The organism is Nitrobacter sp. 62-23, assembly GCF_001897285.1.
Classification (GTDB): Bacteria; Pseudomonadota; Alphaproteobacteria; order Rhizobiales; family Xanthobacteraceae; genus Nitrobacter.
Window position 1 is genome coordinate 15940 of the sequence record NZ_MKSM01000095.1, and the last position, 15636, is coordinate 31575.

Genomic DNA, 15636 nt, shown 5'->3' on the forward strand with positions numbered 1-15636 from the left:
AGAGCCGGGACCGTTGCGGATGCTGCCGCCGTGCGTGGAACGATCTTGGATCAGCAACGCAGCAGTCCATACTGCGCAGCATGGGGCTACGAGGGCCGTGAGGCGCGTCCGCTTTCTCGGTCGCCCGGAGACGCAGCGTCCGGCAGCGCGATGTCACCAGTGGTAGGCAATGCTTCCGGTAATGCGGCGCCGGTCGCCGTAGAAGCATGACGTGGGAAAGCCGCAGCTTGCGACGTACTGGGTGTCGGCGATGTTGACGACGTTGATCGCCGCGCGCCAGTTCTTTGCCCATTCGTAGTGAACGGCAAGGTCGCCGAGCACAACGGACGGCACCGTAAGCGTATTGGCCGCATCAGCGAAAGACGAGCCGATGTAGCGCACGCCGCCGCCGAAACCGAAGCCGTCCAGCCAGCCCTCCCGGAACGTGTAATCCATCCACATCGAAGCGACCTGCCGCGGCTTGGCGGTCGGCACCGTGCCGATCAAGGTGGGATCGAGATCCTTGCTGACGAACAGCTCGTAGTTGGTGTAGCTCGCAACCACCTTGAAATCGCGGGTGATGTTCGCAAGCGCTTCCAGTTCGATGCCGCGCGACGTCACCTCGCCGTTCTGGGTCTGGAACAACGGGTTATTGGGATCGGTCGTCAGCGCATTCTTGCGCTTGAGATCGAACAGGGCGATGCCGAACCGCGCGTTCAGGCCCGGAGGTTGATACTTCACGCCGATTTCGGTCTGCTCGCCGGTCTCGGGCAGCAGCAACTCGCCGGCGGCATCGACGCCGATGACGGGATTGTAGCTCGTGGCATAGGACGCATAGGGCGCGAGACCGTTGTCGAAATTGTAGATCAGGCCGGCGCGGCCGGAAAATTTGCTGTCCTGCCGACTCACCGGCGTATAAATCCGGTCGTTGTTGACCAGCTTGACCCAGTCGTTGCGGCCCGACAGGACCAGCGTGAACTGATTCCACTTGATCTGGTCCTGCAGGTAGAGGCCGACCTGTCCCTGGGTCAGATAGATGTCCTGATAAGGATCGCCGTCAAAGACCGTGTTGGTGCCATAGACCGGGTTGAGAAGATTCAGGTCGGTCGCCGGCCCGGCCCCTTCCTTGTCGTCGAGCGCGTAGTGTTTGAGATCGAGCCCGATCAGCGCGGTGTGCCGGAACGGGCCCGTGGCGAAGCGATACTCGAACTGATTGTCCAGGTTGAGTTGTGTCGCCTTCGAGGCGGCCAGGAAATTGCCCCGCGCGAGGTCGGCGGCCTCCGGAGTGGTGGCGTAGCCCATGCCGTAAAGGCCGGTGTAGTTCACATCGACGTGCGCCGCGCGGCCGTTCTGGCGGAACGTCGCATTGTCCGACAGGCTCTTCTCGAACTGATAGCTGACCATGTGTTGCTGCCGCGCGTAACGGTCAACGGCGGGGTCGCCGGTGAACAGGTTCGTCGGGATCCGGCCGAACGGAGCGTCGGTTACGGTGCCGACATAAGGCAGCCAGTTCAGCGCCCGCGTCTTGTTGTAGGACGACATGGCGAAAACGGTCAGCCGGGTGTCGGCATCGGGCAGCCAGGTCACGGACGGCGCGATGAAATAATTGTCGTCGTTGACGAAGTTGGTCTGCGTGCCGCCGCCCTGGATCTGGCCGACGATCCTGTAGAGAATCTTGCCGTTGCCCGGCTGCGTCGCGACGGGGCCTCCGAAGTCGAACTGGGTGTAGGCGTTGCCGAAATTGTTGACGCCGGCCTCGATATAATGAATGGGCTCGAGGGGAGGCTGCTTGCTCACGGCGTTGACCAGCCCGCCCGGTGACGATCCGCCGTAGAGAATTGCCGACGGCCCGCGCATCACCTCGACGCGCTCGAGATTGAACGGCTGCAGTTTCCAGCCGGCATAGCCAAAATAGAAAAGCTGCAGACCATCGAGAAACAGCGACTCGTTCTGTGCGTCAAATCCGCGGATCGTGAACCAGTCATCGCGAAAATCCGTCCCGAAAGTCGCGGCCACGACGCCGGGCGTATACCGCAAGGTATCGTCGAATTTGGAAACCAGCTTCTGGTCGCGTATCTGTTCCGCGCCGATCACCGACAGCGACTGCGGAATTTCGACAATTGGCGTCGCTGTCTTGGTGCCGGTCATGCTCTGGTTGGCGACGTAGCCGGTGACCGGACCCCGCGCGGTCTCGCCTTCCACGTCGATGGTGTCGAGCGGGATGGCGCCGGCCGGCAGCCCGCCGGCGGCGGCAGAGGCGGAGATCGTGGAAGGGTCGACAATGGTCACGGTATTCGCGCTGGTGAAGCGGTGGGTAAGCCCCGATCCGGCGAGCAGGCGGGTCAGCGCCTGGTTGGGCGTCAGCGTCCCTTTGATGCCGGGGCTGCGCCGTCCCGCGACAAGATTTGAAGGGAACAGCAGCCTCAGCCCGGCGCGGTCGGCAAACGCATTGAGTGCGCTGCCGAGATCCTGCGCTCCGATGTTGAAGGCGATCGCTTGCGACGCTCCCTGCTGCGGCGACCCAGTCTGGGCGACCGCCGCTTGGGTGACAGCACCGCTCATCACAACCGCTAAAGCGGCCGCCGATCCCAGAAATACATCCCTGAGTGCGGACACCGTACCTTTGCCCCGCCCGGCTTCCCCTGTCTGACTCATTTTGTGATGCCCGCTGCCCCAATGATGCGCGTGAGGGTTACGGGCGATGACGCTTCCGCACCGTCCCTCCGAAGCAAGGACGAAACGGCGCCCGGAAATTTGCAGCGGCTTTTGTGAAAAAAGCTCATCTCCGTTATTGTCGGGTTTGACGGAGGTGCGCCGCGTCTCGTGTACGGACCGTGCTCCGCAGACCCGGGATCGTCATAGACGCTGAGCTTGGAACGGTTCCGGATCAGCAATGCAGTATTTCATACTGCGCTGCATCCGGGACACGGGACTGACGGGCGCGGATCGGTTCGTTTGATCGAGAACCGCTTTAGCGAATGATGGTGACGAAGGGCAGCCGCGTCATCCGCACCGGCAGCGAGTCCTCGATCGTGCGCAGGATCGCTTCCGGATCGTTGAGGTCGAAGACGCCCGTCACCTCCAGCGACCGCAGCCCGTCTCCCACCAGGACGATCTGCCCGCGGCGATAGCGCTCGATGTCGGCCACTACATCCGCCAGCGGACGACGATTGAAGATCAGTTTGCCGCGGCGCCACGCCGTTTCGATATCGGCATTGGCTGCCTCCGGCGCCGAGGGTCGTCCGCGCTTGAGGTAACGGACACGCTGATCCACCCGCGCGACGACAGGGTCGGGAGCCTCATCGGTGGTGATCGCGACCACGCCTTCCACGACCGTCACGATGGCTTCGTCGGCGCGGATATCGATATCGAAAACGGTGCCGACGGCGCGCGTCTGCCCGTCTCCCGCCTCGACGATAAAAGGCCGGGCCGCATCGTGCGCGACTGCAAAGGTTGCCTGGCCCTCCAGCAGGGACAGCCGGCGCTCCGCCGCGCCGAACTTCACCGACAAAGCCGATCTGGCGTTGAGGAACACGGATGACCCGTCGGCGAGGGCGACCGTGCGCTGCTCTCCTACGTCCGTGGCGTAATCGGCAAGCAGCCGTGGCCCGATGACGCCGGACTTCGCGAGAGTAAAGCCGGCCACCGCCAGCGTTCCCCCGCCCAGCACGGCCCGTCGCGTCACCCTGGCACGCCGCGCTTTTCGATCCAGCCTCTTGGCGCGATCGCCGGCAACGCCGACGCCATGCCAGATGGATTCGGCCTCGCACGCCGCCACTTCATGCTCCGCGCTCTGCCCCCGCCATGCCGCAAAAGCGGCATGATCGTCGGCCGTGGCCCGCCCGGACTTGAGCCTGACGAGCCAGTCGATCGCGGCATCGCTCAGCGCAATATCGGCTTTTTGCCGCTCGTTATCCGGCCTCATCGCAATCAGCCCTTCACCCGCCGGCCTCATCCCGCGCCCCAACGCGCCGGGTCCTCTTCTAGGACGAAGCGAGGCGGCCGAACATAGACCGGTCCGGCAAAGAAATCAGACCTGATGACGGTAATGATTGCGGCAATGGCGCAGCGCCTGCCCGAGATATTTCGCGACCATGCTCTCCGAGACCTTCAACCGCGCGCCGATCTCCCGATGGGACAGGCCATCGCAGCGGCTCAGGAGCAGCGCCGCCCGCGGCTTTGCTGGCAACCGGGCCAGCGCAAGGGCCAGAAGACGAAGCTGGTCGCGATCGATGATGCAGATCTCCGGCGACGGCGCGTTATCCGCGACCGCCGCCAGCAGCGCCTCGTCACTGACGCAATGGACGCTATGACGCCGCTCCTTGCGGACGAGGTCGATCGCAATGTTGCCGGCGACCCGCAAAATGAAAGCGTGATAATCGTGAATCGCGACGGCGTCGCCCTTCATCCCCGCGAGTCGCAGCCATGTTTCCTGAAGCGCATCCTCAGCAAGTTCCTGCGACCCGGTCCGCTTCTTCAAATGCGCGCACAGCGCCTTCCATTGCCGGAGATAAACCGACATCACGTCATCATCGGTGCCTGTTGTGGCCGCTGTATCCATGCTGCGATGCGCGATTCCAGGAGTGCCGGCGGCAAACCTTCAGCCGTAGCGGAGAAGGATCCTCCGCAAATCCTGATAGAAGAACCGCAAAATCGTCGCAACGTCGATAGTTTAGATGGCTTCTAATAAAATGGTCAGAGGGCATGAGTCCGACCCTTCAGTTCGAAGCGCTTTCCATGCAGCCATTGCCGGTTTACTCCGGCAATTCACCGTCATCCTTCAAAAGGATCGGAACACGTGGGCCATCAGAATTTGTACGTCATGCTGAGTTGCAGGCTGCGCGGCGCGCCCCAGGTGTAGCTGCTGTACCAGTTGTAAATTGAGTAATATTTCTTGTCGAACAGGTTTCGAACATTGAGAGAGGCCGAAAGATTCTCGTTGATCTTGTAATTCGCCATCAGATCGACGACCCAATAGCTCGGTGCCGTGCTCCTGACGTCTTCGCCAATGACCCCGTTCCAGACTTCATCGCTCCATGTGATATCCTGCCACCGCGCACCGCCACCGACCGTCAGTCCGTCGAGCGCGCCATCGAGTTTGTAGGTGGTATAGAGAGTAAACTGGTTCTCGGGCGTCAGCGTCGAAACCTTGATGTTGTCGCGTTTCGAGATATTGTGCGTGAAGCCGGCCTGGATCTGCCACTGCGGCGAGAGCTGGCCCGAGATTTCCAGCTCGAACCCCTTGGTGACGACGCCATCGACCGCCCGATAGGCAGGATTGCCATCCGGAGCAAGGCCGCCTGTTTCGACCGGATAGTTGTTCTGCTCGATCTCGAAATAGGCGGCGCTGGAGTTCAGACGTCCGTTGAAGAAAGCGGACTTTAGCCCAACCTCGTTGCTGGTGCCTTCCCGCGGCGGCAGGGTTAATCCCTGTTCGGTCTGCTCATATTGCGGCTGGAAGATGCCGGTATGACTGCCGTAGATCGAGATGTGCTCATTGATGTCGAAGATCGCGCCGAAGTAAGGCACCACCACCGACTTGTCGATGCGCTGTTCATTCGCAGGATCCCAATAGGGACGCTGCGCGGATTCGTAGTGCACAAGGCGCGTGCCGGCGATCAGCTTCAGCCGGTCGTGCGGGTTGAACCGGAAGGCGGCATAGGCTGCGCGGTTCTGCACCAGTTCGTTACCCGTTCCGTCGAGGACCCATGCCGGCTCCTGAATGTTCCCGGTCCAGCTGTAGAAGTTCGGAACCGTGGGGTCATAGGCAGGATCGGCTGAGGAAATCGAATTGACCCAATGTCTTCTGGAAATGCTTCCTCCAAAAACGAGGTCATGCTTGCGCTCGAACAAATAGATGGGGCCGGTGGCATAGGCTTCGGCGACGTCGAGCTGGGTCTTGCCGAGAAACGCTCCGGACCAGATGCTGACGCCGGACCCGTCCAGAGGATTGGGGTTGCCGTTGCTCGCGGAGCCGAGCTGGGTGTCGTAGCCGTTGATCTGGCGCTTGAGTTGCACCTTGACGCGCCATTCGTTGTCGAAGCGATGCTCCAGCGTGGTGAACACGCTGTAGACATACTGTTCCCAACTGCTCCAGCGCGCGCCGGGATTGAAGGAGCGAGGCATGTCGTTGAAGTCGCCGTTGCTGTCGAACAGCGGAATGCCGCCGAAGGATGTCCCCTTCGGCTGGTTGCGCTGATAGTGCGCGCCCACCGTGAACAGCGTGTCCGGAGTCAGATCGGCTTCGAGAATGCCGTAGACCAGCGAGCCGCGGTTCGTGAAATGATCCATGTAGGATCCGCGATCCTGATGGGTTGCAACGAAGCGGCCGCGCACGGTCCCTTCCTTGTTCAGCGGACCGCTCAGGTCGATTTCTCCGCGATAGGTATCCCAGGAGCCGCCGCTGAGAGTGGCGTGCCCCTGAAAAGTCCGGGTCGGCTTTTTGCGGATCAGGTTGACGGTGGCTCCGGGATCGCCGCTGCCGGTCATCAGGCCGTTCGCGCCCTTCAGCACCTCCACCCGATCATACATCGCCGTGTCACTGAGCGACTGGCCGGCGGGATAGCCGCTGTCGTAGTGGCCGGGCATTCCGTCATCCTGAAAATTCTGGATGGCGAAGCCGCGCGCGTAATATTCGACGCGCTCGTTTTCATACGTCACCGTCGAGATGCCGGGGGTTTGGCGCATCACGTCGTCGACGGTGTTCAGGTTGAAATCCTCGATCTGCTGGCGTGTGATGACGCTGATCGACTGCGGCGTTTCGCGCGGCGTGAGTTGAAGCCGGGTCGCGCTCGCGGTCACGCTTGGCGTGTAGGAGCCGGTGCCTTCGGTCATGCCGGGATCGCTCGTCGAGGCTCCCTGTACATCGATCGTGTCGAGCGAGATGGCGCCGGCCGGCGCCGCGCCGCCGATCGCGGCCGAGGGTTGTTGAATGGTGACGGTGTTGGCGCCGGTGACGGTGTAGGTCACGCCGGTGCCGGTGAGGAGCCGCGCAAGCGCCTGTCCGCCAGATGCGGTCCCGGAAAAGCCGGGGGAGCGGATGCCGCTGAGGTCGGCCGTCCGATAAGCGAGTTGCATTCCCGACTGATCGGCGAACGCACGCAGCGCCGACGACAAGGGCTGTGGGGGAATGGCGAAATTGCGAGCCTGCGACTGTGCTGAGGCGCTTCTGGTTCCCGGCATTACGGGTAAAGTCAATGCACCGATCGCCGCTGACATCAGAAGCGCGCGCGACAATCGGCGGATGCCTCTCGGCGTTCCGCCGCTATTGATAACGGCCATTCCCCAAGTCCCCCTTGCCTCTCGGTCAAACTCTCTCAGCAAGCCCTGGAAGGGGCAGCGAGGCGAGGAGCAGCGGCTCACCGCTATCATCTCCTCGCAGGCAAGACGCGCGGCGGGGGGCGATCTAAAAGGAAAGAAAAAAATTTTGAGCGATTCTAACTCGGCGCCTTATCCGGCACGCGATTTCAGCCTCTCGGGGTCAGGCTCTGGCCCCTATCGCTTGCCTTCGCCCTTGACGGGAGTCTTGACCGGCGCGCGCGGCTGCTTCGTCGGCTTCTCGACGATGTTTTCCGCGGCGGTATTGATATCGTCGATCAATTTGCTGACGCGCTCGGCATTGCTGCCGAGATCGTGTTCGAAATAACGCGACGCAGAACGGATGTCGACCCGCGACCCGTCGCTGTCGGGCGCGATGCGGATCGCGATGTCCTCGCGCAGTCCCAGGACCGGCGTTTTCGCTACGGCCTCGATATGGCCGGGCTGCCGCGGCTGCGGCGCGCGTGCATCGATCACCAGCCATTTGCGCCGGGCGACAAGTTTCTGGACGATGTCGAAGGCACGTTGGGCCGTCAGGTCCAACTCGACCGGTTCGATCTCCGGATAGGCCAAGCGCTGTTGCTCGGCGGAATAGAGACCGGCGTAGACGGCGGTATTGGCGCCATCGGTGCCGCGCAGCCGCGCCAGTTCCTCGAACTGCGGCGGATTGATCGGATCGGTGGTGATGTCGTGGATCGCCGGCAGGCTGCGATACCGCACGGCAAGGTATGCAGGATAGGCCAGCACCAGCGTATTCAGAAGCAGCGCGGTCAGGATGCGGCCTATGCCGCGCGAGCCGTCCCGCCAGATCGCCACCAGGCCCGCGAACGCCGCCAGGATCGACAGTCCCGCGAAGGCGAGTGCGCCGAACAGCGTCGCCAGCGCAAACTTGGTCTCGAGGAAGCCGAACCTGACGACCATGACGGAGACCACCGTCGCGATCGCCGAGAACACCGCAAGCCGTCTCGACCACGTCGCCAGCGCGGAGAACGGTTCGGATTGATACGGTGCGGAAAACCTGCGAGCCATGGGGCGCATCTCGTTGCGACAGGTGGTTCGTCGCGGGATCACCTGGGGTCTGTTTCAATACGTTGAATCAGACCCGTCGTTTATCTTTATATTTGAGCATGACCTTTTCCGAAAACCGGTTTTCTACTTTTCGGGATCATGCTCTGGTGGATTGAATTTGACATTCGCGACCTCATTCGACCCGCGAGTTAGCGATGCGAATGTCAAATCCAAATTCCACTAGCGCATTTTGTCATGCGGCGAAACGTCGGCGTCGGCGCGGGCGAGTGCGGCGAACTCGGCCGCCAGGAAATCCAGCAGCGCCCGCACCGAAGGCAGCAACCCGCGTCGTGACGAGAACACCGCGTGGACGATGCCGGCGCGGGGTCTCCACTGCGGGAGCACGTCCACCAGCGCGCCCGCGTCGAGGTCGGCCTTCACCACCATGGTCGGAAACTGCCCGACGCCAATGCCGTGCAAGGCCGCAAAGCGTAGCGCCACCATATCTTCCGTGATCAGGCGTGGCGAATAGGGGATCAGCGCGGTGGCCTCACTGGGGCCGTCGAGGCACCATTGGTGACGCTGATGCGGCGGCCCCCACCCGATGCTCGGAAGCATCACGAGATCGGCGGGAACGGGCGGGTGGCTCAGTCCTTTCAGCAGCGTTGGGTTTGCCACCAGCCGCTGTGTGCTCTCGGCCAGCACGCGCATCACCAGATCGTTGTCCTCCAGCGGTGGAAAGCGCACGCGCAGCGCGATGTCGAAGCCCTCGGCGATTACGTCGACCCGGCGCGGCGTGCTTTCCAGATGCACCTCGACGTCCGGACACTCGGCCATGAAGCGGGCGACCATCTCGCCGACCTGAAAGTACAGGAGCGGTGGCGGGCAGCTCATGCGAACGACGCCTTGTGGTTTGTCGCGCGAGCGGTCGATCAGTTCCTGCGCCGCATCGGCTTCCACCAGCATCGCAACGCAGTGGCGGTAATAATCCTGCCCGATCTCGGTCACGCTGAAGCGCCGGGTCGAACGCTGGATCAGCCGCACCCCCAGCCGGTCCTCCAGAGCCGCGATGCGGCGGCTCAGCCGGGAGCGCGGCATTCCCAGTGCGCGGGCGGCTGCGGCGAAGCCGCCGTGATCGACCACCTGCGCGAAATAATAGAGATCGTTGAGGTCTCGCATCATTGTCTCATTTATAGGACAGTGAGGCGCGGTATTGCCAGCTACCGGGCTATTTGTCTCGCCAATATCCTCCATGGCAACACACAGCGGCCGATTCCGGCCGCGCCGAAGGAGGTTCATCATGCGAAAGGTTCTCGGTGTTTTCAGCGGTCCCCGGCAGCATTGGGTGGGCGACGGTTTTCCGGTGCGATCGCTATTCTCGCACGCCAGCCACGGCGACCATGTCAGTCCGTTCCTGCTGCTGGACTATGCCGGCCCGGCGAATTTCGCCCCGGCCGAGCAGCCGCGCGGCGTCGGCGTTCATCCGCATCGCGGCTTCGAGACCGTCACGATCGTCTATCAGGGCGAGGTCGAACACCGCGATTCCACCGGCAACGGCGGGCTGATCGGGCCGGGCGACGTGCAGTGGATGACGGCAGCCTCAGGCATCCTGCATGAGGAGTTCCACTCGCGCGCCTTCACCAAAAAGGGCGGCATGCTGGAGATGGTGCAACTCTGGGTCAACCTGCCGGCCAAAGCGAAGAACGCTGATCCCGGCTACCAGACCTTGCTCGACGCCGACATTCCGGCGGTCGATCTTCCGGACGGCGCCGGCAGGCTGCGGGTGATTGCGGGCGAGTTCGACGGCCGAAAGGGACCGGCGAAGACTTTCACCCCGATCGACATTTACGACGTGAAGCTCAACCGCAACGGCATCGCGACGATCAATCCGCGCGGGGGCCATACCGTCGCGGTGGTGGTGCTCAAGGGCACGGTGCTGGTGAACGGCGGCGAGATCGCGCGTGAGGCGCAGTTCGCGTTGCTCGACCGCAGCGGCGGCGAAGTGAGGCTGGAAGCCAACGGCGAAGCCGCGGTGCTGGTGCTCTCGGGCGAACCGATCGAGGAGCCGGTGGTGATGCAAGGCCCGTTCGTCATGAACACGACGGACGAAATTCGTCAGGCCATGATCGATTTCCAGAGCGGCCGTTTTGGAACCTTGGAGCCGGTCGCGTCTGACGTCTGATCGAACCGGCACGCGGGAGGCGGTACGCCGCTTCCCGCTTTTGACATTGTCGCTCCTCGATGGGGTGTCTCTCCTCGATGGGGTGTCTCCTTGACGGGGGTGACTTACGCCGCGGCGCTTGGCAGCTTGTAGTCCTTGAACTGTTCGCGCAGCGCCGTTTTCAGGATCTTTCCCGTGGCGGTGTGGGGGATGCTGTCGACGATGGCGACGTCGTCGGGCATCCACCACCCGGCGATCTTGCCGTCCATGAACCCGAGAATCTCCTCGCGCGTCACGCTCTCACGCTCCTTGAGCTGAAGGATCAGGAGCGGGCGTTCGCCCCACTTCGGATGAGGCACGCCGATCACGGCGGCTTCCGCCACCTTGGGATGGCCGACCGCGAGATTTTCCAGATCGATTGAGGAAATCCATTCGCCTCCCGACTTGATCACGTCCTTCGATCGGTCCGTGATCCGCATGTAGCCTTGCTCGTCGATGGTGGCGACGTCGCCGGTGTCGAAGAAGCCCTGCGCGTCGAGGATATCGTCCTTGATGCGATAGTAGGCGCCGGAGATCGCGGGCCCTCGCACCTTGAGCCGTCCCGGAGTCTTGCCGTCCCACGGCAGTTCCTTGCCGTCGTCGTCGGTGATCTTCATTTCGACCATGAACGGCGCATATCCCTGCATCTGCAACCGGTCCAGCCTGGCGTCGCCTTGGAGGTGGCTGAAGTCGCCCTGCAGCGCGCCCACCGTGCCAAGCGGCGACATTTCCGTCATGCCCCACGCGTGGCGAACCTCGACGCCCATGTCGTCGAAGGCCTTGATCGTCGAGCGCGGCATCGCCGAGCCGCCGCAGTTCAGAACCTTGAGGTCCGGCAGCTTCAGGTTGTTCTTTTCCATATGCTGCAACAGCATCAGCCACACGGTGGGCACGCCGGCGGTGACGGTGACCTTCTCCGTCGACAGCAGTTCGTAGACCGATGCGCCGTCGAGCCTGGCGCCCGGCATCACCAGCCGGGTGCCCATGGCCGGCGCCGAGAACGCGATACCCCAGCTATTGGCATGGAACAACGGCACCACCGGCAGCAAAGTATCCTTCGATGCCGCACCCAGCGCGTCGCCGGAGTTGGCTATCATCGCGTGCAGCACGTTGGAGCGATGCGAATACACGACGCCCTTCGGATCGCCCGTGGTTCCGGAGGTGTAGCACATCGCCGCCGCGGTATTCTCGTCGAACATCGTCCAGGCAAAGTCGCCGTCCGCTTCCGCGATCCAGTCCTCGTATGCGACCGCGTTTTTCAAGGTGGTCGGCGGCATGTGCGCGCTGTCGGTGAGAACGATGTAGCGTTCGACGCTCGGCAACTTGCCGGCGATCTTTTCCAGGATGGGAATGAACGTGATATCGATCATCACGATGCGGTCTTGCGCATGGTTGATGATCCAGGCGATCTGGTCAGGAAACAAACGGGGGTTGACGGTATGGCAGACGGCGCCGATGCCCATGATGCCGTACCAGGTCTCCAGATGACGCCAGGTATTCCATGCGATCGTGGCGACGCGATCCCCGAGCTTGATGCCTTCACGATCGAGCCGCTGCGCGACTTTCAGTGCGCGACGGCGAATGTCGGCGTAGTTCGTCCGATGGATCGGACCCTCGACCGATCGCGTCACCACCTCGCGCTTGCCATGAACCTTCGCCGCATGATCGATGATCCGATGACACAGCAAGGGCCAGTCCTGCATCAAGCCGTGCATTCGAATATCCCTCCTGATCCGCGCCCGGCGTCGGTTATCGTGGCCTTGCAAGGGGGTAGCATGAACAAGTTTAACGCGGGGATGACGCGTCGCATACGGCCTTGCACAGGATTGGGCCGCGACCGATTGGCCATGGTTGTGTTCGCCGCCGTCGTTATGTTGCCGGCGGCGGTGTCAGCGGCAACCAGGATTCCGTTGCCGCAACCTCGCCCCGCCGCACTGGCGCCCGCGGGACAGGAAGGCAGGCAGGCGAGCGAGACCGCACCGACGATGTCTGAAATGCCGACAGCGCCTTCAGCCTGCCGTCTGGCGTTGACCGATGCTGTGGCCATCGCCCCGAGCGTTCCCGCCATCATCGGCCCGGGCGCGTGCGGTGGTGACGATCTGGTGCGGCTCGAAGCGGTCGTGCTGGCGGATCGAAGCCGCGTCCCTGTCAAACCGGCCGCCACGCTGCGCTGTTCGATGGCGTCTGCGATCGCCGACTGGATTCGCACCGACATGGCCTCGCTGGCGGAGGGGCTGGGAAGTCGTGTCAGCGAACTCGACAATTTTGATTCGTTCGAATGCCGGGGACGCAACCGGGTTGCCGGTGCAAAACTGTCCGAGCACGGGCGCGCCAATGCGCTCGATATTCGTGCGATCAGGCTTGCCAATGGCCGGACCATTGCGCTGACCGATCGTAACGTCCCGCACGAGTTGCGTGAAACGATGATGAAGTCGGCCTGCATGCGGTTCATGACCGTGCTGGGGCCGGGCTCGGACGGGTACCACGAAGACCACATCCATCTCGATCTCGCCGAACGCCGGAACGGCTACCGGATCTGTCAATGGGCGATCCATGATCCGATGCCCGTGCTCGCGCCGTTGCTGCCAGCCGAACGCCCGGCGGAAGCATCACCGCGCGAAATGGTGGAAGAAAAGGGCAAGGCGCTGGAAGCGCCACCGGAACATGCGGCGACGTCTCGTGCCGCCTCACCCTCACCACGAGTGGTGCCCGTGGCATCTCCACCGGCGCAGGTGGTCCCCGACGCTCGGAAGGTGGTCCCCGACCCTCGGAAGCGACCTGCGGCCGCAGATGCGGCTGGCAAAACGGGGTCGTCGCCATCTGCTTCGGGGCCGTCAACGCGACTTTCAACCGCAAAGCCTGTGAAACGCAAGCGCAGGCGGCACTCTGACGTGCCGCTGTTTCTCAGGCCGTTGTTCGACTGATAGCCAGTTATAATGCTTTCCACGTCCAATTCGTGGAAACAGACGGCGGAGAAAAACAAAAGCGCCGGTGAACCGGCGCTTTTACAAATTTGGGAAGTGGTTTCGATCAGTTAAAACTGCCGCCGCCGCCCTGCAACGCCATCCTGGAACTGTATGGGGAGTCGCCGTGATGCGGCTCAAGCACGACCACCACCGTTCCCAGCCTGACGCGATCGTAGAGATCGATGACGTCCTCGTTGGTCATGCGGATGCAGCCCGATGAAATCGATGCGCCGATATATTCCGGCTGGTTGGTGCCATGGATGCGGAACAGCGTGTCCTTGCCGTTGGCGTAAAGATACATCGCCCGCGATCCCATCGGATTGTCGGGACCCGGAGGCACGAACTTCGGCACGCCGAGGCGTTCGATTTCGCCAGGCGTCGGGTGCCAGGCCGGCCATTCGGTCTTGGAGCCCACCTTCGCGATGCCGGACCACGCCATCGCTTCTTCGCCGACGGTGATGCCGTAACGGATCGCCTTGCCGCCATCGAGAACGTAATAGAGGTAGTGGTTGTCGGAATCGACCACGATCGAGCCGGGCGTTTCCTTGCGATGATAGTCGACGATGGCGCGGCGGAACGGCGCGGCCACCGGCGTCCTCACGTAGGAAACCTTCGACAGCAACTCCCTGTCGCGCGGCTTCAAGTTGCTGGTGCTGGCGGCCTCGTAATGCGTGGCCTGCATGCAGCCTGACAGCATCAGGCCCGCGGCCAGGATTCCAAGCATAACCCGAAAAGACGACATTGTGGTCTTCTTCCAAATACCCCGTTGAATCGTGGTCGCTTGCACCCGAACCGCCACGATTCCTCTGCCATCTATTATTGTCAAACTTCCCCGAAACTCCAGCACTTAGAAGATTCTGCCGCTACGCAGCGTCGTATCTGTGGTATTTTTGCCGCAAAAATGCGGCTCGCCGTAGGGACGTCGCCGCTGTTCCCTCCGCTCCAAGCGGGATGCGTGCGGTACCGCGGCAGGCAAACGGCATCCGGCCACCGCGGCGGCCTTTGCGGCTTGCCAAATCGATGCGATCTGGCGCACTTCAGATTGTCCGCGTCACGCGCGGAACCCACGCCGTCATCTCCGGAGGTTCCATGCTCTCGATCTTCGCGCCGGTCGGAACCGCGCTGCTGAAGACCTGCCCGGACGATCTTGCCGCGCTGCCCGATAACGCGGTGTGGATTGATCTCGAGAAGCCGACCCTGGGCGAGGATCGCGCCGTGGAGCGGCTGGTCGGGATCGCGGTGCCGACCCGGGAGGATATGCAGGAGATCGAGATATCCAGCCGCCTCTACCTTGAGAAGGGCGCGCGCTACATGACCGCGAGCCTGATGTGCGGCAGCGAGACCGGCGCGCCGCGCATCACCCCGGTCACCTTCATCCTGTCCAACCATCGACTCGTCACCGTGCGCCACGATGCGCCGAGGCCTTTCATGCTGGTGGAAAACAAGCTCGCGCGCGCCGCCCCGCACGGCCTGACCGGCGAGGGTGTGCTGCTCGAACTGCTCGACGCCGTGATCGACCGCTGCGCCGACATCCTTGAGCGCGCCGGCGCCGACGTCGATCAGGTCAGCCACGATATCTTCGAGCCGGATGAATCCGCGCGCACCGGTCACGCCAAGCGCTATTCCGAAATCCTGATCGCGATCGGCCGTAAGGGCGACCTCACCTCGAAGGTCCGCGAGAGCCTTGTCTCGATCGGCCGCCTCGTCACCTTCGTCGCGACCGCCACCGAATCCGACAGCATTAGATGGTCGAAGGAGATGCGCGCGCAACTCAAGACCATGCAGCGCGACGTCGCCTCGCTGACCGATCACGCCTCCTATCTGTCGAACAAGATCACCTTTGTGCTCGATGCGATGCTCGGCGTCGTCAATCTTGAGCAGAACAACATCATCAAGCTGTTTTCGGTGATGGCGGTGGTCTTGATGCCGCCGACGCTGATCGCCTCGGTCTACGGCATGAACTTCAAGATGATGCCGGAACTGGAATGGCCGCACGGCTATCCGTTTGCGCTAGCCATGATGGTGATCGCCGCGGTGCTGCCCTACATGGTGTTCAAGTGGAAGAAGTGGCTGTGAGCGGAAGTAAGGCAATGCGGAGTTTGCGCGATTGAAGATCGCGCACGTCCGCCACATTTTTCCTCGTAAAATTTGAGCGTTCGCCTGAAC

The 15636-nt window shown here is 62.6% G+C and carries 11 protein-coding genes; 3 read left to right on the top strand and 8 right to left on the bottom strand.

What is annotated here, in order from left to right:
* Positions 1–153: 153 nt before the first annotated feature.
* The 6 genes from BGO16_RS08455 to BGO16_RS08480 form a co-directional block, all read right to left on the bottom strand.
* On the bottom strand, positions 154–2634 hold the full coding sequence (locus tag BGO16_RS08455; RefSeq protein ID WP_292618180.1) for a TonB-dependent siderophore receptor: 2481 nt from the start codon (positions 2632–2634) through the stop codon (positions 154–156).
* Positions 2635–2950: 316 nt separating this feature from the next.
* Positions 2951–3934 carry a FecR family protein gene (locus tag BGO16_RS08460; RefSeq protein ID WP_292618181.1) on the bottom strand — a complete coding sequence of 328 codons (984 nt, stop codon included), beginning with the start codon at positions 3932–3934 and terminating at the stop codon, positions 2951–2953.
* A gap of 75 nt (positions 3935–4009) precedes the next feature.
* Complete coding sequence (locus BGO16_RS08465; RefSeq protein ID WP_292618182.1) at positions 4010–4540, bottom strand: RNA polymerase sigma factor; 531 nt, start codon at positions 4538–4540, stop codon at positions 4010–4012.
* A gap of 245 nt (positions 4541–4785) precedes the next feature.
* Positions 4786–7260, bottom strand: a complete 2475-nt coding sequence (locus BGO16_RS08470) for a TonB-dependent siderophore receptor (protein WP_292618183.1) — start codon at positions 7258–7260, stop codon at positions 4786–4788.
* Positions 7261–7473: 213 nt separating this feature from the next.
* Positions 7474–8325, bottom strand: a complete 852-nt coding sequence (locus BGO16_RS08475; protein ID WP_292618184.1) for a DUF1499 domain-containing protein — start codon at positions 8323–8325, stop codon at positions 7474–7476.
* A gap of 219 nt (positions 8326–8544) precedes the next feature.
* Positions 8545–9483, bottom strand: coding sequence for a LysR family transcriptional regulator (locus BGO16_RS08480; protein WP_292618185.1), 939 nt, complete (start codon positions 9481–9483; stop codon positions 8545–8547).
* A gap of 121 nt (positions 9484–9604) precedes the next feature.
* Between BGO16_RS08480 and BGO16_RS08485 the strand changes: the two genes are divergently transcribed.
* The gene (locus BGO16_RS08485) at positions 9605–10486 is read left to right on the top strand and encodes a pirin family protein (protein WP_292618186.1); all 882 of its coding nucleotides are present in this window, start codon (positions 9605–9607) and stop codon (positions 10484–10486) included.
* Positions 10487–10590: 104 nt separating this feature from the next.
* Here the strand turns inward: BGO16_RS08485 and BGO16_RS08490 are convergent, their stop codons facing one another.
* A complete protein-coding gene (locus tag BGO16_RS08490; protein ID WP_292618187.1) occupies positions 10591–12219 on the bottom strand; it encodes a fatty-acid--CoA ligase in 1629 nt (542 codons plus the stop codon).
* 132 nt (positions 12220–12351) lie between these two features.
* On the opposite strand from BGO16_RS08490, the gene BGO16_RS08495 reads away from it, so the two are divergent.
* Positions 12352–13428 carry an extensin family protein gene (locus BGO16_RS08495; protein ID WP_292618188.1) on the top strand — a complete coding sequence of 359 codons (1077 nt, stop codon included), beginning with the start codon at positions 12352–12354 and terminating at the stop codon, positions 13426–13428.
* 106 nt (positions 13429–13534) lie between these two features.
* Here the strand turns inward: BGO16_RS08495 and BGO16_RS08500 are convergent, their stop codons facing one another.
* Entirely contained in the window at positions 13535–14212 is a 678-nt protein-coding gene (locus tag BGO16_RS08500) for a L,D-transpeptidase (RefSeq protein WP_292618189.1), read from the bottom strand.
* 347 nt (positions 14213–14559) lie between these two features.
* On the opposite strand from BGO16_RS08500, the gene BGO16_RS08505 reads away from it, so the two are divergent.
* Positions 14560–15546: a magnesium transporter CorA family protein gene (locus BGO16_RS08505; RefSeq protein WP_292618190.1), complete on the top strand. Its 987-nt coding sequence runs from the start codon at positions 14560–14562 to the stop codon at positions 15544–15546.
* Positions 15547–15636: the final 90 nt, after the last annotated feature.

Bases quoted from the DNA above. Each gene is read 5' to 3' on its own strand.
- BGO16_RS08455 (WP_292618180.1), bottom strand. From the start codon at position 2,634: ATGAGTCAGACAGGGGAAGCCGGGCGGGGCAAAGGTACGGTGTCCGCA.
- BGO16_RS08460 (WP_292618181.1), bottom strand. From the start codon at position 3,934: ATGAGGCCGGCGGGTGAAGGGCTGATTGCGATGAGGCCGGATAACGAG.
- BGO16_RS08465 (WP_292618182.1), bottom strand. From the start codon at position 4,540: ATGGATACAGCGGCCACAACAGGCACCGATGATGACGTGATGTCGGTT.
- BGO16_RS08470 (WP_292618183.1), bottom strand. From the start codon at position 7,260: ATGGCCGTTATCAATAGCGGCGGAACGCCGAGAGGCATCCGCCGATTG.
- BGO16_RS08475 (WP_292618184.1), bottom strand. From the start codon at position 8,325: ATGGCTCGCAGGTTTTCCGCACCGTATCAATCCGAACCGTTCTCCGCG.
- BGO16_RS08480 (WP_292618185.1), bottom strand. From the start codon at position 9,483: ATGCGAGACCTCAACGATCTCTATTATTTCGCGCAGGTGGTCGATCAC.
- BGO16_RS08485 (WP_292618186.1), top strand. From the start codon at position 9,605: ATGCGAAAGGTTCTCGGTGTTTTCAGCGGTCCCCGGCAGCATTGGGTG.
- BGO16_RS08490 (WP_292618187.1), bottom strand. From the start codon at position 12,219: ATGCACGGCTTGATGCAGGACTGGCCCTTGCTGTGTCATCGGATCATC.
- BGO16_RS08495 (WP_292618188.1), top strand. From the start codon at position 12,352: ATGGTTGTGTTCGCCGCCGTCGTTATGTTGCCGGCGGCGGTGTCAGCG.
- BGO16_RS08500 (WP_292618189.1), bottom strand. From the start codon at position 14,212: ATGTCGTCTTTTCGGGTTATGCTTGGAATCCTGGCCGCGGGCCTGATG.
- BGO16_RS08505 (WP_292618190.1), top strand. From the start codon at position 14,560: ATGCTCTCGATCTTCGCGCCGGTCGGAACCGCGCTGCTGAAGACCTGC.